Source organism: Streptomyces sp. NPDC058685 (assembly GCF_042714725.1).
Lineage (GTDB): Bacteria > Actinomycetota > Actinomycetes > Streptomycetales > Streptomycetaceae > Streptomyces.
The window spans coordinates 238,604-258,600 of sequence record NZ_JBHXSL010000001.1 but is presented as its reverse complement, the minus strand read 5'-3'; the positions used below and the strand labels follow the sequence as shown (position 1 = coordinate 258,600).

Here is a 19,997-nt window from a genome sequence, read left to right as displayed (position 1 = left end):
ATGGGGGTCCCGGTCCGGAGACTGACCGTCCTGTACGACGCCCAGTGCTCCCTCTGCGTCCATCTGCGGCACTGGCTCCAGCGTCAGCGCCAGCTCGTACCGCTGGATCTCGTGCCCGCCGGGTCGCACGAGGCCCGGCGCCGGTACCCGGGGCTCGACCACGAGCGCACCCGCCGGGAGATCACCGTCCTCGGCGACCGGGGGCAGGTCTTCACGGGGGCCGGGGCCTGGATCGTGTGCCTGTGGGCACTGGCCGAGCACCGGCCGAAGGCCCACTGGCTGGCCACCCCGGCCGGCGCCCCCTTCGTCCGCGTCACGATGCTCGCCGCGGCCAAGTACCGCGAGGTGACCGCCTCGGGCACACCCACCGGTCCGCAGGCCTGCGACGACCGGTGCTCCGTCCCCGGTTAGGCTCGGGCACCGTGACTGAAGTGAAGGCCCCCAAGAGCGAGCAGACCCGCACGCTCATCCTCGAAACCGCGCTCCGGCTCTTCCAGGAGCGCGGTTACGACAAGACGACCATGCGGGCCATCGCCAAGGAGGCCGGGGTCTCCGTGGGGAACGCGTACTACTACTTCTCCTCCAAGGAGCACCTCGTCCAGGGGTTCTACGACCGGATCGCGGCCGAGCACCAGGCGGCGGTCCGGCCCGTGCTGGACAACGAGACCGATCTGGAGGCCCGGCTCGCGGGGGTGCTCACCGCCTGGCTGGACATCGCGGCGCCGTACCACGAGTTCGCCGCGCAGTTCTTCAAGAACGCCGCCGACCCGGAGAGCCCGCTGAGCCCCTTCTCCCCCGAGTCGGAGCATGCGCGGGAGTCGGCCATCGCGGTCCACCGCGAGGTGCTCGCCGGGTCGAAGGCGAAGGTGGCCGACGACCTGGTCGACATCCTGCCCGAGTTGATGTGGCTGTCGCAGATGGGCCTGGTCCTGTACTGGGTCTTCGACCGTTCCGAGGGCCGCGAGCGCAGCAGACGGCTGGCCGAACGCGGGGCCCGGCTCACCACCCGCGGTGTCGCGCTCGCCCGCTTCCGGGTACTGCGGCCCCTCGTACGGGAGGTGCACGAGCTGTTCACGGACTTCCTGCCCGGGATGGCGGAGACGGTCGCCGCCCGCAAGCGGTAGCGCGCGAAGCGGCGAACACCCCGGCCGGAGCCGGGGTGTTCGCACGACCGCCGGGTGTGGGCCGGGGCCGCCTCAGCGGCTCGCTCCCACCTCCGTCAGCAGCACGTCGTGGACCAGCGCATCGCCGCCGATCATGATGTGGCGCGCCCAGGGTTCGTGCGCACCCGCCGTCACGGCCAGCAGATAGGCGCCGCCCGACGGCGCGGACAGGATGTACGAGCCGTCGGCCAGGGACGTGACCCGGTCGACCTGGCGTCCCCGCGTCGAGACGAGGGTGAGCACCACGTCCGCGAGGGGCTCGCCGTCCGGCGCGCGGACGAATCCGTACACGACCGACCCGGCCTCGACCGACCCGGCCTCCCCGGCCGGAGCCCCGGCCCGCGGGCCCGGCACGGCGGATTCCGGCTCACGGCCGTCCGCATGGACCGGGCCGGGTTCCTCCGCCTGCTCCTTCGGTTCCACCGCCAGATGGGGCAGCCGCTTCTCCAGGCCCGCGGGCAGCCACCAGTTGGAGTGTCCGAGCAGATGCATCGCGGCCGGTACCAGTGCGGTGCGCAGGATGAACGCGTCCAGCGCCACGGCCGCGGCCAGCCCGATGCCGGCCATGGCGCCCTCCATGTCGCCGCTGAGGACGAAGGCGCTGAAGACGCAGATCATGATCAGGGCGGCGCAGTTGATGACCCGGCTGGTCTCGGCGAGACCCACCCGTACGGCCCGTGCGTTGTCCTTCGTGTGCACCCATTCCTCGTGCATCCGGCTCACCAGGAACACCTGGTAGTCCATCGAGAGGCCGAAGAGCAGCGACAGCATGATCACCGGCAGGAACGCGGTGATCGGGCCCTCCTTGCCGACGCCGAGTGCCTCCGCTCCCCAGCCCCACTGGAAGACGGCGACCAGGACGCCGAAGGACGCGGCGGCCGCGATCAGGTTCATCACGGCAGCGGTGAGCGGGACGACCAGCGAGCGGAAGGCGATGAGCAGCAGCAGGAAGCCCAGGGCGATGATCGCCCCGATGAAGTAGGGCAGCCGGTCGCCGGTCACGGCGGCGAAGTCCTTGAAGACCGCGGTGACTCCGCCGACATGGACCGTCTCGCCGGACTGCGGGACGACCTCGTCGCGCAGGGTGTCGATCAGCCGGTCCGTCGCCTCGGACTGCGGTGAGGCCGTCGGTACGACGTTGATCACCGTCACGTCGGAGCCGGGCGGCGCGGGCATCGCGGCCACCTGGGCGACCCCCTCCGTGGCGCGCACCCGCTCCACGAGCGCCTGGACCGCGGCCGGTCCGGCGTCCTCGGCCACCAGTTGGAGCGGCCCGTTGAAGCCGGGGCCGAAGCCCTCGGCGAGCAGGTCGTACGCCTGCCGTGTGGTGGTGTCCTCCTGGTGGTTGCCCTGGTCGGTCGCACCGAGGCGCAGCGACAGCACCGGGACGGCGAGCGCTGCCATCACGACGACCGCGACCAGCGCGATGGACTTCGGCCGCTTCTGCACCGTCATGGACCAGCGGGCGGCCGCTCCGCGCGCCTCGACCGGCTCGGGTCCCTCGGCCGCGAGCCGCCGGCGCTGCCGCCGGCTCAGCACCCGCTCGCCCAGCACGCCGAGAAGGGCCGGCAGCAGCGTCACGGCCGCCAGCACGCTGAGGACGACCGTGAGTGAGGTGGCGATCACGACACCGTCGAGAAAGCGCATGTTCATCACGAGCATGCCGGCGAGCGCGATGCAGACCGTGCCGCCCGCGAACAGCACCGCGCGGCCGGAGGTGTTGAGCGCGGTGACCGCCGCTTTCTCGGGGTCCATACCCCGCAGCACACCCTTGCGGTGGCGCGTGACGATGAACAGGGCGTAGTCGATGCCGACCCCGAGGCCGATCAACGAGCCGAGCAGCGGCGCCACTTCGGGTACGTCCGTGACATGGCTGAGCAGCGTCGTCGACAGCATTCCGGTGCCGACGCCGAACACGGCCACGACCAGCGGGAGCGACATCGCGAACAGGGAGCCGAATGCGAGGAACAGGACGATCGCCGCGGCGCCGAGGCCGACGAGTTCGGCCGTGCCGGTCGGCGGTTCCTGGATCCGGGTGATCGCCTGCCCGCCGAGTTCGACCTGAAGGCCGTCCCGCCGGGCCTCGCCCGCGGTGTCGACGACGTCCTGGACCAGCTCCTTCGGTACGGCGTTGGCCTGTTCGGCGAAGGTGACCTGCGCGTAGGCCGTGCGCCCGTCCTCGCTGATCTGGGCCGCGCCCGCCTCGGTGTAGGGGCTTGCGACCTCGCCGACCCCCTTCATGCCCGCGATCTCCCTGAGTGCGGGGTCGAGCCGCTCCCGTACCGCCGCGTCGCGCACCGAACCCTCGGAGACCCGCCACACCACGGTGTTGGGGTCGCCGGAGCGCTGCGGGAAGGCCTCGACCATCAGGTCGAGTGCCTGCTTGGAATCGGTGTCCGGGAGGCTGAAGTTGTCCGAGTAGTCGGTGCCCGCCGTGCTGCCGGCCGCCCCCAGGCCGAACAGCAACCCCACCCACAGCACCACGACCACCAGCCGGTGCCGGTAGCACCACCGCGCCAATGCCGCCACGATCTCTGCCCCTTCGTCGATCCGTCTCCCCCGGGCCGGACTTCAGAATCGACCGCGGACCCGGTCCGTGGTGCGGCGCGGCCATGACTCTCAAGGAACTCCAAGACAGCGGCCCGCCCCCCGCACGGGGTTCGCGCCGATACTGAGGTCATGGACCACGAGGGAGCGACCGTGCTGGTCGTCGAGGACGAGCCGAGCATCGCCGACGTCCTCGCCATCGCCCTGCGTTACCACCGTTTTGAGGTGATTACGGCGGGAAGCGTACGGCAGGCGCGGCAGTCGGCCGGGCAGACGCGCCCCGATGTGGCGCTGCTCGATGTGATGCTTCCGGACGGCGACGGCCGGGTGCTGGCACGCGAGTTGCGCGAGCGGTACCCGGAGACGGCCGTCGTCTTCGTCACCGCGCGGGACGCCCCGGCGGAGATCGTGGGCGCCCTCGGCTACGGCGACGACTACATCACCAAGCCCTTCAACGTCGACGAGGTGGTGGCCCGGATCAGCGCCGTCCTGCGCCGCACCCGGCCCGCCGACGTGCTGCCGGTACGGCCACCGCTGCGCTACGGGGACCTGGAACTGGACGACGCGACCTGCGCCGTACGCCGGGCGGGCCGCTCGGTGCAGCTCACCCCCACCGAGTACGCGCTGCTGCGCTTCCTCGTCCGCAACGGCGGCCGCATCGTCCCCAAGGACCAACTGCTGCGCCACGTCTGGCAGTACGAGCACCAGGCGGAGTCGACGGTGGTGGAGACGTACATCAGCTATCTGCGCCGCAAGCTCGACCCGCTCGGTCCGCCGCTGATCACCACCCGCCGGGGCATCGGGTACGGACTCGCATGAGGCGTCTGCTGCGGGCGGGGACCCGGCACCGACGGCGCCACGGAATCCACTCGCTGCGCGCCAAGCTCACGATCGTCAACGTCGCCCTGCTCGCCCTCGGCATAGCGGCCGCCACCGCCGTCAGCCTCATGGGCATGCGGCACTATCTGCTCGACCGGGTGGACAACGAACTGCTCGGCAGCCGCAATGCCATCCAGCGCACCGGATTCACCCAGAAGGAGGTCGACTCGCTCAGCGCGATCAGCGCCCTCATGGAGGAGTTCGCCCCCGGGAACGGGGAGCGGAGCCCGCTGCCGGGCTCGGAGACGGTCTTCGTCGCCCTCGACGCACAGCACCGGCCCATCGCCCTGGCGAAGATCCCGCCCACCCGCCGGCAGATCGAACTCGCCGATGCCGTCCGCGATCCGGTCGCCTACGCTGACTCCGCCCAGGTGCACGACGTACGGGTGGGCGGCGATCCGCACCGCGCGGTCGGGTCCCGGCTCGCCGACGGCACGATCGTCCTGATGGCCACCGACACGGGAGCCGTGCACTCCGGCGTCAGGAAGGCGCTGAAACTCGATCTCGCCTTCGGCACCTTCCTGTTGGTGCTGCTCGCGCTGCTGACCATGCTCGGCGCGCAGCACCGGCTGCGGCCGCTGGAGGACATGGTGGAGACGGCCTCGGCGATCGCGGAGGGCGATCTGACCCGGCGGGTGCCCGCGGGGCGCGATCCCGTCACCGAGACGGAACAGCTGCGGGTCGCCCTCAACTCCATGCTCCACCAGGTGGAATCGGCCTTCGAGACCCGCGAGCACAGCGCCGCCCAGCTGCGCCGGTTCGTCGCCGACGCCTCGCACGAGCTGCGGACTCCGCTCGCCGCGATCCGCGGCTATCTCCAGCTCTACGACAAGGGGATGCTGCGCGAGCCCGCCGACCGGACCCGGGCGCTCGCCCGGATGACGGCCGAGGCGGACCGGATGGGCCGGCTCGTCGAGGAACTGCTCACCCTGGCCCGGCTGGATCAGCAGCCGCGGCCGCGGATGTGCACGGTCGACATGAGCCGGCTGGTGCGCGACGCGGCGGACGACCTGCGGGCCCAGCAGCCGCAGCGTCCGCTCACCGTGCGGGCCGCGGGGTCGGTGACCGTGCGGGGCGACGAGGCGGGGCTGCGTCAGGTCGTCGGCAATCTGCTGGCCAATGTGCGCGCCCACACGCCGGCCGAGGCGCCCGTCACCGTGGAGCTGACACGCGGGGAGGGCGACGGACACGGACCGGGCGCCGTACGACTGCGGGTCACGGACCAGGGACCGGGCATGGCGGCCGAGGACGCCGAGCGTGTCTTCGACCGCTTCTTCCGGGCCGCGGGCGAGGCCGACTCGCCGTCGGGACGGCCGCCCGGAAGCGGTCTCGGCATGGCGATCGTGCAGGCGGTGGTCACCGCGCACGGCGGCGCGGTGACGGTGCGGACCGCGCCGGGCGAGGGACTGACGGTGAGCGTCGGACTCCCGGCGGCGGCACGGGCGGCCATGCCCCCGCCCCGCTCGTCGGTGGAGCCGACGAGCACGAGCACGGAGACCAAGGAACACGGCACCGGGGCCGGCTGAGCCCGGAGGCTACGCCTGCCGGGACGCGAGCTGGACGACCGTGATGTCGGAGGGCGCCCCGACCCGCACCGGCGGGCCCCAGGCACCCGCGCCCCGGGTCACGTACAGCTGCGTGTCGCCGTAGCGCTCCAGCCCGGCGACGGTCGGATTGGCGAGCTCGGCCAGGTAGTTGCCGGGCCACAGCTGACCGCCGTGGGTGTGGCCGGAGAGCTGGAGGTCGACGCCGTGCTCGACGGCGTCGTGGATGACCACCGGCTGGTGCGCGAGGAGGACGGAGGCGCGGGTGCGGTCCCGGTCGCCGAGCGCCTTCGCGAAGTCCGGGCCGTCGCCCTCGCTCTCGCCCGCGACGTCGTTGACCCCGGCGAGGTCGAAGCCCGCGATCTCGACCCGCTGGTTCTCCAGGGGCCGCAGTCCCAGTTCGCGGACGTGGTCGACCCACTCGCCGGCGCCGGAGAAGTACTCGTGGTTGCCCGTCACGAAGAAGGAGCCGTGCCGTGCCTTCAGCTGCGCGAGAGGTTCGGCGGCGGGGCCGAGGTCGGCCACGCTGCCGTCGACCAGGTCGCCGACGACGGCGACCAGATCGGGAGAGGTGCGGTTGATGGTGTCGACGATGCGCTGTGTGTGGGCCCGTCCGAGGATGGGCCCGAGGTGGATGTCGCTGACGACGGCGATCCGGAAGCCGTGGGCGCTGCGGGGCAGCTTGGCCAGCGGCACGGTCACCCGGGTGACCCGGGGGCCGCGCAGTACTCCGTAGGTCCCGTGGCCGACGGTGGCGAGAGCGGCCGCGGCGGCTCCACCGCCGACGACACGCGAGACGAACAGGCGCCGTGACACCTGTCGTTGCGCGGGCGCGTCGGGTTCACCGGGCTCATCGGCGGAGGCCCCGGACGGCGGTGCGGGCGTCTCGACCACGGGGCCGTTCGACGCACCGGCACCGGACTCCGGTGCCGGTGTCTCGGCAGGTCCCGCGGGGACGGTGTGCAGTGACGGCTCGGGGGCGGCCACGGCCGGCTCCGCCGGCGACGACGTGCCCCGCCGCAGCCACACGGCCCGTACGACCTCGCCCACCAGCAGCGCCAGCACCAGGTACAGCAGCACCGCCAGCCACAGGTAGCCCGGCCACGCCAGGACGCTCTCCAGCCACAGCGGCGCGCCGGCGCGCCCCGACATCAGCGCGCCCAGGGACAGCAGCGGGAGCACCCACATCACGACGGTGCCGATGCGGCGTGCACGGCCCCGGCCCGCGGTCGTGTCGCGCACGAGCCTGCTCCACACATAGCGGTGCACGCCTGCGAGCAGGGCGATCACCGCGATCGCCACCAGCACGAAGACCACGACCACGGACTGCTCCTCTATCCCTTGTGTGCCTCACGCCGCAAAGCGCGGACGCCACGCAACCCGATCACTCCGACGACCGTCCCCAGAAGCAAGGACGTCAAGGCGAGCAGCAGATGCACCCAGAAGTAACCCGTCGGGTCACCCGCGTCGTCGAAGGCCAGACCGCTGCCGTCCGCCCACAGGTTTTTGACGAAGGTGACCCAGATGAACCAGCTCCACACCCCGAAGGCGAGCAGGAACCAGGAGACGGGGCGGCTGAGCTTCATGCACCCAGTATCGCGGGCGTGGTCCGGCCGGGTTCTCCGGGGTGGGCTGTCCCGGCGGTCTTCCCGGCGCGCCTCCGGGACGATAAGCATATTTTCTGTAGCTCCCTGTACGTTCTCGTCTGTGTCCGCTCTGAAGAAGACCGCGCTGACGGTCACCGCCGCCTCGTTGCTGCCCGTGCTCCTCGCCGTGCCCGCCTCGGCCGGCACCCTGGACGGCAAGGCCACCAGGAAGCAGCCGAATCCGCCGGCCTCCATGTCGACCGTCGGCGGCCCGCAGCTCGGCAGGGCGGGCACCCAGGTCAGCCTCGGACCGGGCGCACCCGTGCTGCCGAACGAGGTCACCGGCCGGTCCTGGATCGTCGCGGACGCGGAGAGCGGCGACGTCCTCGCCTCGCACAACGCGCACTGGCGGCTGCCTCCGGCGTCCACGCTCAAGATGCTCTTCGCCGACACCGTTCTGCCGAAGCTCCCCAAGACCGAGGCGCACAAGGTCACCCAGGCCGAACTCGCGGACGTCGGCGAGGGCAGCAGCCTCGTCGGGGTCAAGGAGGAGCACGCCTACACGGTGCACGACCTGTGGCTCGGCGTCTTCCTGCGCTCCGGCAACGACGCGGTCCACGTCCTGTCCGCGATGAACGGCGGTGTCCCCAAGACCGTCGAGGACATGCAGGCGCACGCCGACGAGCTCCAGGCGCTCGACACCCACGTCGTCTCGCCCGACGGCTATGACGCCGAGGGCCAGGTCTCGTCCGCGTACGACCTCACGCTCATCGCCCGCAGCGGGATGCAGAAGAAGGACTTCCGCGAGTACTGCTCCACGGCACGCGCCAAGTTCCCCGGCGGGGTCACGGCGGGCAAGCGCGACTACTTCGAGATCCAGAACACCAACCGGCTGCTCACCGGCGAGTCCGGGGTCTCCCCGTACCAGGGCATGGCGGGGGTCAAGAACGGCAACACCACGCACGCCGGCGCCACGTTCACCGGTGTCGCCGAGCGCAACGGCAAGGTGCTGCTCGTCACCGTCATGAACCCGGACTCCGAGGAGAGCCAGGCCGTCTACAAGGAGGCCGGACGGCTGCTCGACTGGGGCTTCGCGGCGGCCGGGAAGGTCCGGCCCGTCGGTGAACTCGTCCCGCCGAGGTCCGCCGCCCCCGAGGACTCCCCCCAGGTCGAACCCGCGAGCAACGGCGCACCCGCGAAGGCGTCCGCCGCTGCGGACGAGGGCTCCGGCGGCGTCGGCACGGCCCTCGCCGTGGTCGGCGGTCTGCTCGTGGTGCTGGCGGCGGGAGTCTTCCTGGTCAACCGCCAGTGGCCGCTGCGCCGTCGGTAGCGGCGCCGCCGGGACCCTCTGAGGATGACGACTCGGCGGCAGGTGACTGCTCCTTGCTCGGCGTCGCGGTCCACGCGGCGCAGAACAGGAGCAGCTTCGCCGAGAAGTTGATCCACAGCAGCAGGGCGATGGGGACGCCGAAGGCGCCGTACATGCTCCTCGACGCGACACCCTGGATGTAGCCGCTGAGCAGCAGCTTCAGCAGTTCGAAACCGATCGCGCCGATGAGCCCGGCGACCACCAGGCGACGGCGCGGCGGATGCACCCCCGGAAGCAGCGTCAGCAGGTAGAGCAGCAGCAGGAAGTTGGCGACGCCGGCGATGCCGATGGCGGCGACCTGAAGCAGGAGACCCTCGGCGCCGCCGTCATCGATGCCGATCCGCTTCGCCGTCCAGCCGACGGTCGTGGAGCCGAGCGCGGACGCGGCGAAGGAGGCGAGGGCGGTCGCGCCGAGGCCGAGGAGCACGACGCCGTCCTTGACCTTGCGGACGACGGGGTTGTCGTCGTCCTCGTCGTCCACCTCCCACACGGCCCGCAGACAGTCCCGCAGCGAGCCGACCCACCCGATACCGGTGAGCAGCAGCAGCGCGCCCGCGACCAGTCCGACCGTGCCCGCGTTGTCGACCAGTGAGTTGATGTCGAGCTGGTCGGAGATGCCGGGGACCTGGTCACCGATCTTGTCCTCCAGCTTGCCCAGCTGCTCCTTGCTGAGCAGGGCGGCACCGATCGCCGCGGCCACGGTGATCAGCGGGAAGAGGGCCAGAAAGCTGATGAAGGTGATCGCGGCGGCCAGCCGGGCCCAGTGCACCCGGTCGAGCGTCTCGTACGAGCGCCAGGCGTGGGTCTGCATCAGCCGGGCCATCAGGGGCCCGACGACGGGGAGCTTGGTCAGCCAGTCCATGGCGTACGCCTACCCTCCACGCGGAACACCAGCGTTCGGGTCCCCCAGAATCGCAGGCAGGTGGCCAGGACCATGCCGACGCCGAGCCCGGAGACGAGGTCCGCGCGCGCCGAGGTCAGCCCGAGGCCGTGGTGCGATACCGCGAGGCACAGCAGTTGGACGATCGCGCCGGCGACATTGACGCCGAAGAAGGCGGCGTACTCCCGCAGACGCAGGCTCCGGCGCCGGTAGGTCCCGAGGGCGTTGCCGAGGTAGGCGACCGTGCAGCCGGCGAGGAACGAGACCGACTTCGCGGTCAGGGGTCCCCAGTCGCCGGGGCCGCGCAGCAGGGTGAAGATCGCCACGTCGGCCGCGTACGCACCCCCTCCGACGAGGATGAACGAGGCCGCCTCCAGCCAGGGGACGCGTTTCACAGGTCGGCGACCGCCAGTCCGTACATCGCGGCCCACACCAGGCCGATGACGGCCAGCGGCCGGTCCCGCAGCACCACGTCCTCGGGTGCGCCGGCCGTGCCGCGGTCGGCGAAGACCGCGTACCGCAGCACCGCCAGGATGAAGGCGATCATCGAGAGCTGCCGCCAGGGCAGCAGCGCCGACGCGGCCACCCCGCCGCTCTCCAGGGCCCACAGGCAGTAGGCGAGGACGGCGACACCGGCGGCGAGCTGCCAGACGAAGCGCAGATAGCCGGTCGTGTACTCGGTGAGCAGCGCCCGGGTCGCGCCCCTGCTGTCGGCCAGCTGCACGGCTTCGGAGTAACGCTTCGCCGCGACCATGAACAGGGCGCCGAAGCCGGTGGTGATCAGGAACCAGCGCGAGAGCGGGATGCCGAGCGCGACCCCGCCGATCATCGCGCGCATCAGGAACCCGGTGGTGACGACGGCCAGGTCGACGACCAGCACGTGCTTGAGCCAGATGCAGTAGGCGAGTTGCATCGACAGATACGCGGTGAGCAGGGCGCCGGTCATGGGGGTGCACAGGGCGGCGGCTCCGCCGACGGCGATGCCGGCGAGCACGGCGCCCGTGGTGTAGGCGACGGGCACCGGGACCTCGCCCGCGGCGACCGGGCGGCGGCACTTCACCGGATGGGCCCGGTCGGCGTCCGCGTCCCGGGCGTCGTTGATCAGATAGATCGCGGCCGCGGCGGCGGTGAACAGGGCGAAGACGACGCCCAGTTGTCCGGCGGCGTGCGGGGAGTCCAGTTCACCGGCGGCGGCGGGCGCGGCCACCACGAGGACGTTTTTGATCCACTGCCGGGGCCGGGCGGTTCTGAGCAGGCCGACCGGCAGGCTCACGGCCCGCAGCGCCGACGGTTTCCGGGGCCGTTCCAGCAGCGCGGTACCGGGCTCAGGCATGGCGCCGGCCCTTCGGACGTCCGGCGGCGCGGGCCCCCGTGAGGCCGGGCGACACCCTGCCGCCCGTCCACCGGGCTCCGGCGCGTGCGGCCAGCCCGCCGAGTACCGCACCGGCCGCGATGTCGGTCGGGTAGTGCACCCCGGCGACCAGTCGCGAGAGGCACATGGCGGCGGCCAGCGGCGGCGCCAGCCGGCGGGCCGCGGGGAGCAGTGCGCCGAAGGCCACGGCGGCGGCCGCGGCCGACGCGGCGTGCGAGCTGGGGAAGGAGTGGCGGCCCAGGGTGCTGACGAGGGGCCGGTGCGAGGGGAGTTCGGGGCGGGGCCGGCGGACGACGTGTTTGACGCCCATGCTCGCCAGGTGGGCGCCGCCGACCACGGCGGTGGCGCGCAGCCAGTGCCCGCGCCGTTCCGGGTCGGCCGCCGCGCCGGTGAGACCGGCGGCGATCCAGAGCGCGGCGTGCTCCCCGGCGAGGGAGAGCGCGCGTGCGGCGACGGCGACGCCCGGTCGTCCCCCGTACGCGCGCATCGCTGCCAACAGCCTTCGGTCGGCGGCCGCGCAGTCGACGTATCTCATTCGCCACCCCTTCTCCTGAGCCAGGGGGGACTCTTCTCGGCGACCGGCCGAGTTTCACGCTCATCTTTGATGACACTCGTTTAATCACCCATTTCGGCGCGTCCGTTAGGTCTGCGGAAAACAGGGCATTTGCGGCGATACGGTCCGGGTATGGCTGCCGACACCCGTCCTTCCGCCGCCGGTCCCGGTGGCACCTTCGTGTCCGTCACCGGCTGGGGGCGTACGGCCCCGACGACCGCGTTCGTGCTGCGGCCACGCACCGCCGACGAGGCCGCCGCGGCCGTACGGGACTGGGGCACCCGCGGCGGCATCGCCCGCGGGCTCGGCAGGGCGTACGGCGACGCGGCGCAGAACGCGGGCGGATCCGTCCTCGACATGACCGCCCTGGACCGCATCCGCTCCGTCGACGCCGAGGCGGGCGTCGTGGTGTGCGACGCGGGGGTGAGCCTGCACCGGCTGATGGAGGCGCTGCTGCCGCTCGGCTGGTTCGTACCGGTGACGCCGGGGACCCGGCAGGTCACCGTCGGCGGAGCGATCGGCGCCGACATCCACGGCAAGAACCACCACGTCAGCGGCTCCTTCGCCCGGCATGTCGACGCCCTGGACCTGCTCACCGCGGACGGCGCGGTCCACACGGTGCGGCCCGGCACCGAACTCTTCGACGCGACCGCGGGCGGTATGGGCCTCACGGGAGTGATTCTCTCGGCGACCCTCCGGCTGCACCGCGTCGAGACGTCGCTGATGTCCGTCGACACCGAACGGACCGCCGATCTGGACGACTTGATGGCCCGGCTCACCGCCACCGACCACCGCTACCGCTACTCGGTCGCCTGGATCGACCTGCTCGCCCGCGGCCGGGCGCTGGGACGCTCCGTGCTCACCCGCGGCGAGCACGCCCCGCTGACCGCGCTGCCCGCGCGCGCCCGCCGCGCACCGCTCGCGTTCCGCCCCGGCCGGCTGCCCGGCCCGCCCCGCTTCGTACCGCCCGGCCTGCTCACCCGCGCGACGGTCGGCCTCTTCAACGAGCTCTGGTACCGCAGGGCGCCCCGGCTCCGCCTCGGTGAGCTGCAGAGGCTCTCCTCCTTCTTCCACCCGCTGGACGGCGTACCGCACTGGAACCGGATCTACGGCCGGGGCGGATTCGTGCAGTACCAGTTCGCGGTCGGGCACGGGCAGGAGGAGACGCTGCGCCGGATCGTGCGGCGGATCGCCGGGCGCGGCTGCCCCTCGTTCCTCGCGGTGCTCAAACGGTTCGGCGAGGGGGACGCCGGGTGGCTGTCCTTCCCGATGCCCGGCTGGACGCTGGCGCTCGACATCCCCGCGGATCTGCCCGGCCTCGGCGCCTTCCTGGACGAACTCGACGACGAGGTCGCCGGGGCCGGTGGCCGGGTCTATCTCGCGAAGGACTCCCGGCTGCGGCCGGAGCTGCTGGCCGGCATGTATCCGCGGCTGGCCGACTTCCGCGCGCTGCGCGCCCGGCTGGACCCCCACGGTGTGTTCGCCTCCGACCTCTCGCGCCGCCTCACGCTCTGACCCCGCCCTCCAGTCCGGCTTCGCCGCTCGCCCCGACTCCCGCCCCGGCCCACCCGCCGGGGCTCTCCACCGCTCGTAAGGAGCACTGCTCATGAAGGACGCCTTCGGCGCACCGCAGTCCCTGCTCGTCCTCGGCGGCACCTCGGAGATCGGCCAGGCCGTGGCCCGCCGGCTGATCGCCCGGCGCACCCGTACGGTCTGGCTGGCGGGCCGCCCCTCTCCCGACCTCGAAGCCGCCGCGGACGGACTGCGCCGGCTCGGCGCCGACGTCCGTACCGTCGCCTTCGACGCCCTCGACCCGGCCCTGCACGAACAGGTGCTGGGCAAGGTCTTCGCCGAGGGCGACATCGACATGGTGCTGCTCGCCTTCGGCGTCCTCGGCGACCAGGCGAACGACGAGGCCGACCCGCCGGCGGCGGTCCGGGTCGCGCAGACCAACTACACGGGCGCCGTCTCGGCCGGACTCGTGTGCGCGGCCGCCCTGCAGAACCAGGGGCACGGCTCCCTGGTGGTCCTCTCCTCGGTGGCCGGCGAGCGCGCCCGCCGCGCCAACTTCATCTACGGCTCCAGCAAGGCCGGCCTGGACGTCTTCACCCAGGGACTGGGCGACGCGATGTACGGGACGGGGGTCCATGTGATGGTCGTCCGCCCGGGCTTCGTCAGGACGAGGATGACGGCCGGGCTGCCCGAGGCGCCGCTCGCGACGACACCGGAGGCCGTCGCGCTGGCCGTCGAGCAGGGGCTGCGGCGCAGGGCGGAGGCGGTGTGGGTGCCCGGGGCGCTGCGGCTGGTGATGTCGGCGCTGCGGCATGTGCCGCGCCCGCTCTTCCGCCGGCTGCCGCTGTGAGCGGTGCGGCGGTTCGTCCGGGTGGGGCGGCGGCGCGCCAGGGTCAGGACGTGGCGGCCGAGGGAGCCGTCGCCGGCTCGTCGACCGGAGTGCCCTGTGCGGGCACGGAGGAGATGCCGCCCCCGAAGGCGTACTCGTGGAGCTTGCGCCACACGCCGTCCGCGCCCTGCTCGTAGAGCGCGAACGAAGCACAGGTCCAGGCGGCCTCGAAGTCGGCCAGCTCCGCGTACGCACGGTCCATCGCCTCTTCCGCGATGCCGTGCGCGACGGTGACGTGCGGGTGGTACGGGAACTGGAGCTCGCGCACCAGCGGACCGGAGGCGGCCCGCACGCGCTTCTGGAGCCAGGAGCAGGCCGCGGCGCCTTCGGCGATCTGGACGAAGACGACGGGCGAGAGCGGACGGAACGTGCCCGTGCCGGAGAGCCGCATCGGGAACGGCCTGCTCGCCGTCGCGACCTCGGTGAGGTGCGCCTCGATCGCCGGCAGGGCCGCCGGGTCGGCCTCGGTGGGCGGCAGCAGGGTGACGTGCGTGGGAATGCCGTGCGCGGCGGGATCCCCGAAGCCCGCGCGCAGCTCCTGGAGCAGGCTGCCGTAAGGCTCCGGGACCGCGATCGAAACGCCGAGCGTTACGGTCCCCACGTCGTTCTCCTCACATGTCGTCTCAGTTGTCGTTTGTGTCCGCACTCGCCAGTGTGGCGGCTCCACCGCATGTGTGGCCAGAGGCCTTGGACACACTCGGCCACGGGCACGAGGTCCCGCCACCGGCCGGCCGGTGGCGGGAGAGGGTCTCAGTGCTTCGCGGGCAGGAAGCCCACCCGGTCGAATGCCGCGGCCAGCGTCTCCGCCGCCACGGCCCGGGCCTTCTCCGCACCCTTGGCCAGGATCGAGTCCAGCGTCTCGGGGTCGTCCAGATATTCCTGGGTCCGGGTGCGGAACGGAGTGACGAACTCCACCATCACGTCGGCGAGGTCGGTCTTGAGCGCTCCGTACCCCTTGCCCTCGTACTTCTGCTCCAGCTCGGTCACCGTCGTGCCGGTGAGCGTGGAGTAGATCGTGAGGAGATTGCTGACGCCGGGCTTCTCCACGCTGTCGAAGCGGACCACCGTGTCGGTGTCCGTGACCGCGCTCCGGACCTTCTTGGCGGTCGCCTTCGGCTCGTCGAGCAGGTTGATCAGGCCCTTGGGCGTGGACGCCGACTTGCTCATCTTGATCGTCGGGTCCTGGAGGTCGTAGATCTTCGCGACCTCCTTGACGATGTGCGGCGCCGGGACCGTGAAGGTCTGGCCGAAGCGGCCGTTGAAGCGCTCGGCCAGGTCACGGGTGAGCTCGATGTGCTGGCGCTGGTCCTCGCCGACCGGGACGGCGTCCGCCTGGTACAGCAGGATGTCCGCGACCTGGAGGATCGGGTAGGTGAACAGGCCGACGGTGGCGCGGTCGGCGCCCTGCTTGGCCGACTTGTCCTTGAACTGCGTCATCCGGGAGGCCTCACCGAAGCCGGTCAGGCAGTTCATGATCCAGCCGAGCTGGGCGTGCTCGGGCACGTGGCTCTGGATGAACAGGGTGCAGCGCTCGGGGTCGAGACCGGCGGCGAGCAGCTGGGCCGCGGCGAGGCGGGTGTTCGCCCGCAGCTCGGCCGGGTCCTGCGGCACGGTGATCGCGTGCAGGTCGACGACCATGTAGAACGCGTCGTGGGTCTCTTGCAGCGCCACGTACTGACGGATCGCTCCCAGGTAGTTCCCGAGGTGGAACGAACCGGCGGTCGGCTGAATGCCGGAGAGAGCGCGAGGTCGGGATGAGGCCATGTTCATCATTCTCTCAGGTGCGGAACCGAACTCCGGCCGCCGGTGTATGAAAGGTGTGAGGACGCGGGAGGGGACCCTGGAGGGGGGCCGCATCGTCGTTGACGAGGGGGCCGTGATCGCGCGGGTGCGCGCCGGAGAGCCGGAGGCGTACGCGGAGCTGGTGCGCGCCCACACGGCGGTCGCGCTCCGGGCCGCCGTGGCCTTCGGCGCGGGCGCGGACGCCGAGGACGTGGTGCAGAGCGCCTTCCTCAAGGCGTACCAGGCGCTGGGGCGGTTCCGGGACGGCGCCGCCTTCCGGCCGTGGCTGCTGCGGATCGTGGTCAATGAGACCAGGAACACAGTGCGCACCGCGGTCCGGCTGCGGGCGCTGGCCGGGCGCGAGGCGCTGCTGCTGGGTTCCGAGCCGCTGATACCGGAGTCGGCCGATCCGGCGCTGGCGGCCGTGGCGGACGAGCGGCGCTCGCTGCTGCTGGCGGCGCTGGACGAGCTGGGCGAACAGCAGCGCCAGGTCGTGGTCTGCCGCTATCTGCTGGAGATGGACGAGGCGGAGACGGCGCAGGCACTGGGCTGGCCGCGCGGGACGGTGAAGTCCCGGCTGAACCGGGCGCTGGCCAGGCTCGGGAAGCTCATCGGCGGTAAGGGAGGTGAGGAGCATGAGTGAGGACGGGCGCGGGAGAGCGGGCGGCGGCCGTGAGGCGGAGCGGGAGGCCCTGGCGGAGGAGCTGCGCGAGGCAGGTCGCGGAATCCGGGTCCCGGACGTGTCCGGCGAGACGATGGCCGAGCGGGTGCTGGCGCAGCTCCTCGCCGAGGCGGTGCCGACGCCCGCCCCCGCCGGCCTCGGGACGCGACTGCGCGGCTGGACGCACCGCCGGTGGCGCGCGCTGACCGTGGTGCTGTCCGGGGTGCTGGTGGTCCTGGTGCTCACGCCCCCGGTGCGGGCCGCGGTCGTGGACTGGTTCGGTTTCGGCGGGGTGGACGTGCGGTACGACCCGTCGGCGCCGCCGCTGGGGGACGTGCGGCCGCCGTGGTGCGCCGAAGCCGTTCCGCAGGCCGAGGCCGAGCGGCGGGCGGGGTTCCGGGCAGTGGTGCCGCCGGCGCTGGGCACACCGGACGCCGTCTCGGTCGTCGCGGGGCCGGCGGGCCGCTCGGTGATCTCGATGTGCTGGAGGGAGCGGGGGCGGACGGTCCGGCTGGACCAGTTCCCGGCGGCGCTCGACCTCGGCTATGCCAAGCAGGCGCGGCTGATGCCCCAGTGGGTGACGCTGGCCGACGGCACAGGGCTGTGGTTCGAGGAGCCCCATCTGCTGCGGTTCGGGATGACCGACGCCCGCGGCGAGCAGTGGACGCAGGCCGAGCGGACGGCGGGGCCGACGCTGTTGTGGACGACGGCGGGCGGACGGACGACGCTGCGGCTGGAGGGCGTGGCGGCACTGGCACGGGCGAAGGAGATCGCGGAGTCGGCGGCCGGGGCGTGGGAGTCGGCGGAGCCGCGGGAGCCTTCCGGGTCGGGTTAGTGGTCGGGTCCGCGCGGGGCCGTCCGGGTCGGGGCGGCGGTCGAGGGCCGGCCGGTTGTGCCGGGCAAGGCGGGCCGGGCGGGCGCGTGTGGGGCGGCCGACGGAGAGTGCGGGTTCGCGGGGCGGCGGCGGTGCCCGAAAGTCATCGGGGTGGCGGCGGTTCACGGGGCGCTGGGGCGCGCGAAAGTCATCGGGTGCGAACGGGAACCTCGCGGCGTCGGGCGGTGTACCAGAGGTGACACGGTGCGGAGGGGCCGTATCCGGTGTCGGCTGGGGGAAGTATGCGACTGCTACGACGACTTGCCGCCCTGGCGACGGTGCTGGCGCTGAGCTGGGTCTTCGCTCCGAGCGCGGTGGCCGGCGGCCCGACGAGCGTGCTGGTCACCTCGCCGGAGAGCGCTGAGACCGCCTCGCTCTACTACAGCGACGCGGAGTACGGCAGCCTGCTGAAGCTGCTGGGCGAGGGGCCGACCAAGGGGCAGACGGACCGGCCGCCGTCGCTGGACATGGCGCTCGGGACCCGGCAGATCAATGTGACCTGGATGATCCACGACGTGCAGCCGTGGCGGGTGGACCAGGTCTATCCGGGCGACCGGGCGGGCCTCGTCTGGATCCATACGGCGACGAACCTGGAGACGCACCAGGGGTACTGGCACCAGGCGCGGCAACCGGCCGCGCTGACCGCCCTGTTCACGAAGCTCGGCCTGATGGGCGAGAAGAACGGCGGGGCGGGAGTGGCCCAGTACCCGCCGGCCTGGGACGGGGAACAGCAGCAGGCACCGGAGCCCGCGGACGCACCGGAGGAAGCGGCGGGCGCCGGGTCCGCGGCGGCGGCCGCACGCACCTCGGACGGCGCCGAAGGCTGGTGGTGGGCGATACCGGGGCTGGTGGGCGGAGCGGTGCTGGCGCTGGTCCTGCGGCCGGTGGTCTCCCGCCTCCCGCGCCCGCCGTTCGGGCGGGGCGACGGGACGCGGGAGACCGGACCGCGGCAGCAGCTACTGGACGGCTGACGGGTTCAACGGGCCAAAGGGACCGGCGCGGGGCCGGACTCAGCCCGCCAGACCGGGTGCGGGGTGGGCGGACATCAGCTCGGCGACCTCGGAGCGGATCGTGGCCAGCGCTTCCTCGTCCTCCTTGCCGGCCGCGGTCACGCCTCGGTCGATCCAGTCGGCGACGGCCGCCATGTGCTCGGTGCCGAGACCGCGCGAGGTGAGGGACGGGGTGCCGATGCGGATGCCGGAGGGGTCGAACGGCTTCCTCGGGTCGTACGGCACGGTGTTGTAGTTGACGACGATCCCGGCCCGGTCGAGGGCCTTGGCTGCCACCTTGCCGGGCACCTCCTTGGGCGTGAGGTCCATCAGGATCAGATGGTTGTCGGTGCCGCCGGACACCAGGTCGAAGCCGCGGTCGAGGAGGGCTTCGGCGAGTGCCCGGGCGTTGGCGACGACGGACTGCGCGTAGGCGCGGAAGGAGGGCTGGGACGCCTCGTGGAGGGCGACGGCGATGGCGGCGGTGGTCTGGTTGTGCGGGCCGCCCTGAAGGCCCGGGAAGACCGCCTTGTCGAGGGCCTTGGCGTGCTCCTCGCGGGACATCAGCATCGCGCCGCGGGGCCCGCGCAGGGTCTTGTGGGTGGTGGTGGAGATGACGTCGGCGTGCGGCACGGGTGAGGGGTGCGCACCGCCCGCGATGAGGCCGGCGATGTGGGCGACGTCGGCGACGAGGACGGCGCCGCACTCGCGGGCGATCTCCGCGAAGGCCGGGAAGTCGATCGTCCGGGGGAGGGCGGTTCCGCCACAGAAGATGATCTTCGGGCGTTCCTTCAGGGCGAGTTCGCGCACCTCGTCGAAGTCGATGAGGCCGGTGTCGTGGCGTACGCCGTACTGCACACCGCGGAACCACCTGCCGGTGGCGGAGACCCCCCAGCCGTGGGTGAGGTGGCCGCCCATCGGCAGGGCCATGCCCATCACGGTGTCCCCGGGCTCCGCGAAGGCGAGGTAGACCGCGAGGTTGGCCGGGGAGCCGGAGTAGGGCTGGACATTGGCGTGCTCGACGCCGAAGAGGGCCTTGGCGCGGGAGACGGCGAGGCGCTCGACCTGGTCGATGACCTGCTGGCCCTCGTAGTAGCGGCGGCCCGCGTATCCCTCGCTGTACTTGTTCTGGAGCACCGTGCCCGAGGCCTCCAGCACGGCGGCGGAGACGTAGTTCTCGCTGGGGATGAGGCGCAGGGTTTCGGCCTGGAGCCGCTCCTCCGCTCCGACGAGCGCGGCGAGTTCCGGGTCGGCGGCGGAGAGTGCGGGGTGGGGCAGGGTCATGGTTTCCTCCGGGGTCACTGGGTGTCCCGGGGTGCGACTCGGGCTCCCCCACCGGAGGCAGGGGCGGGCGGCACCCACTGGGGAATGGGTCGCCGGGGTACCCAGGCGGGCGG

The 19,997-nt window shown here is 72.5% G+C and carries 20 protein-coding genes; 10 read left to right on the top strand and 10 right to left on the bottom strand.

All coding sequences use genetic code 11. The annotated features are described in order from the left end of the window. On the top strand, positions 1–411 hold the full coding sequence (locus ACFWU3_RS01220; protein WP_384429316.1) for a thiol-disulfide oxidoreductase DCC family protein: 411 nt from the start codon (positions 1–3) through the stop codon (positions 409–411). A gap of 11 nt (positions 412–422) precedes the next feature. After that, on the top strand, positions 423–1,124 hold the full coding sequence (locus ACFWU3_RS01215; RefSeq protein ID WP_313944553.1) for a TetR family transcriptional regulator: 702 nt from the start codon (positions 423–425) through the stop codon (positions 1,122–1,124). Positions 1,125–1,196: 72 nt separating this feature from the next. Here the strand turns inward: ACFWU3_RS01215 and ACFWU3_RS01210 are convergent, their stop codons facing one another. After that, positions 1,197–3,683 (bottom strand): MMPL family transporter, encoded by a 2,487-nt coding sequence (locus ACFWU3_RS01210; RefSeq protein ID WP_384429576.1) that lies wholly within the window; start codon positions 3,681–3,683, stop codon positions 1,197–1,199. 159 nt (positions 3,684–3,842) lie between these two features. Here ACFWU3_RS01210 and ACFWU3_RS01205 point away from each other — a divergent pair, with 159 nt between their 5' ends. Both ACFWU3_RS01205 and ACFWU3_RS01200 read left to right on the top strand, forming a co-directional pair. Further along, entirely contained in the window at positions 3,843–4,529 is a 687-nt protein-coding gene (locus ACFWU3_RS01205) for a response regulator transcription factor (protein ID WP_313944554.1), read from the top strand. Continuing rightward, positions 4,526–6,115, top strand: a complete 1,590-nt coding sequence (locus ACFWU3_RS01200) for a sensor histidine kinase (RefSeq protein WP_384429313.1) — start codon at positions 4,526–4,528, stop codon at positions 6,113–6,115. The genes ACFWU3_RS01205 and ACFWU3_RS01200 overlap by 4 nt, the downstream gene beginning before the upstream one ends. A gap of 9 nt (positions 6,116–6,124) precedes the next feature. Here ACFWU3_RS01200 and ACFWU3_RS01195 read toward each other — a convergent pair whose 3' ends face one another. Together ACFWU3_RS01195 and ACFWU3_RS01190 are read right to left on the bottom strand one after the other, a co-directional pair. Continuing rightward, positions 6,125–7,456 (bottom strand): metallophosphoesterase, encoded by a 1,332-nt coding sequence (locus ACFWU3_RS01195; RefSeq protein WP_384429310.1) that lies wholly within the window; start codon positions 7,454–7,456, stop codon positions 6,125–6,127. An 11-nt stretch (positions 7,457–7,467) separates the two neighbouring features. Then, entirely contained in the window at positions 7,468–7,719 is a 252-nt protein-coding gene (locus ACFWU3_RS01190; protein ID WP_340474902.1) for an SCO4848 family membrane protein, read from the bottom strand. Positions 7,720–7,840: 121 nt separating this feature from the next. On the opposite strand from ACFWU3_RS01190, the gene ACFWU3_RS01185 reads away from it, so the two are divergent. Further along, complete coding sequence (locus ACFWU3_RS01185) at positions 7,841–9,049, top strand: D-alanyl-D-alanine carboxypeptidase family protein (RefSeq protein WP_384429307.1); 1,209 nt, start codon at positions 7,841–7,843, stop codon at positions 9,047–9,049. Here the strand turns inward: ACFWU3_RS01185 and ACFWU3_RS01180 are convergent. From ACFWU3_RS01180 to ACFWU3_RS01165, 4 genes are read right to left on the bottom strand one after another with little or no spacing between them, the layout of a single operon-like run. Continuing rightward, on the bottom strand, positions 9,018–9,950 hold the full coding sequence (locus tag ACFWU3_RS01180; RefSeq protein WP_384429304.1) for a YihY/virulence factor BrkB family protein: 933 nt from the start codon (positions 9,948–9,950) through the stop codon (positions 9,018–9,020). The two genes, ACFWU3_RS01185 and ACFWU3_RS01180, sit on opposite strands and share 32 nt — an antisense overlap. Next, the gene (locus ACFWU3_RS01175) at positions 9,938–10,363 is read right to left on the bottom strand and encodes a GtrA family protein (protein WP_384429302.1); all 426 of its coding nucleotides are present in this window, start codon (positions 10,361–10,363) and stop codon (positions 9,938–9,940) included. Before ACFWU3_RS01175 ends, ACFWU3_RS01180 begins: the two co-directional genes overlap by 13 nt. Continuing rightward, on the bottom strand, positions 10,360–11,301 hold the full coding sequence (locus ACFWU3_RS01170) for a decaprenyl-phosphate phosphoribosyltransferase (RefSeq protein ID WP_384429299.1): 942 nt from the start codon (positions 11,299–11,301) through the stop codon (positions 10,360–10,362). Before ACFWU3_RS01170 ends, ACFWU3_RS01175 begins: the two co-directional genes overlap by 4 nt. After that, positions 11,294–11,875 (bottom strand): phosphatase PAP2 family protein, encoded by a 582-nt coding sequence (locus ACFWU3_RS01165; RefSeq protein ID WP_384429296.1) that lies wholly within the window; start codon positions 11,873–11,875, stop codon positions 11,294–11,296. The genes ACFWU3_RS01170 and ACFWU3_RS01165 overlap by 8 nt, the downstream gene beginning before the upstream one ends. Before the next feature lie 150 nt (positions 11,876–12,025). On the opposite strand from ACFWU3_RS01165, the gene ACFWU3_RS01160 reads away from it, so the two are divergent. Both ACFWU3_RS01160 and ACFWU3_RS01155 read left to right on the top strand, forming a co-directional pair. After that, positions 12,026–13,408 (top strand): FAD-binding protein, encoded by a 1,383-nt coding sequence (locus ACFWU3_RS01160; RefSeq protein WP_384429293.1) that lies wholly within the window; start codon positions 12,026–12,028, stop codon positions 13,406–13,408. 91 nt (positions 13,409–13,499) lie between these two features. Beyond that, positions 13,500–14,255, top strand: coding sequence for a decaprenylphospho-beta-D-erythro-pentofuranosid-2-ulose 2-reductase (locus ACFWU3_RS01155; protein ID WP_384429290.1), 756 nt, complete (start codon positions 13,500–13,502; stop codon positions 14,253–14,255). Positions 14,256–14,298: 43 nt separating this feature from the next. Here the strand turns inward: ACFWU3_RS01155 and ACFWU3_RS01150 are convergent, their stop codons facing one another. After that, positions 14,299–14,895, bottom strand: coding sequence for a 2'-5' RNA ligase family protein (locus ACFWU3_RS01150; protein WP_384429287.1), 597 nt, complete (start codon positions 14,893–14,895; stop codon positions 14,299–14,301). Positions 14,896–15,044: 149 nt separating this feature from the next. Then, entirely contained in the window at positions 15,045–16,058 is a 1,014-nt protein-coding gene (gene trpS, locus ACFWU3_RS01145) for a tryptophan--tRNA ligase (RefSeq protein ID WP_384429284.1), read from the bottom strand. 46 nt (positions 16,059–16,104) lie between these two features. Here trpS and ACFWU3_RS01140 point away from each other — a divergent pair, with 46 nt between their 5' ends. The 3 genes from ACFWU3_RS01140 to ACFWU3_RS01130 all read left to right on the top strand — a co-directional run bounded on the left by ACFWU3_RS01140 (position 16,105) and on the right by ACFWU3_RS01130 (position 18,582). Further along, positions 16,105–16,719 carry a sigma-70 family RNA polymerase sigma factor gene (locus tag ACFWU3_RS01140; RefSeq protein ID WP_313944567.1) on the top strand — a complete coding sequence of 205 codons (615 nt, stop codon included), beginning with the start codon at positions 16,105–16,107 and terminating at the stop codon, positions 16,717–16,719. Beyond that, on the top strand, positions 16,712–17,572 hold the full coding sequence (locus ACFWU3_RS01135; protein ID WP_384429281.1) for a hypothetical protein: 861 nt from the start codon (positions 16,712–16,714) through the stop codon (positions 17,570–17,572). Before ACFWU3_RS01140 ends, ACFWU3_RS01135 begins: the two co-directional genes overlap by 8 nt. 281 nt (positions 17,573–17,853) lie before the next feature. Continuing rightward, a complete protein-coding gene (locus tag ACFWU3_RS01130; protein WP_384429278.1) occupies positions 17,854–18,582 on the top strand; it encodes a hypothetical protein in 729 nt (242 codons plus the stop codon). 39 nt (positions 18,583–18,621) lie between these two features. Here ACFWU3_RS01130 and glyA read toward each other — a convergent pair whose 3' ends face one another. Further along, entirely contained in the window at positions 18,622–19,884 is a 1,263-nt protein-coding gene (gene glyA, locus ACFWU3_RS01125; protein WP_384429275.1) for a serine hydroxymethyltransferase, read from the bottom strand. Positions 19,885–19,997 lie beyond the last annotated feature (113 nt).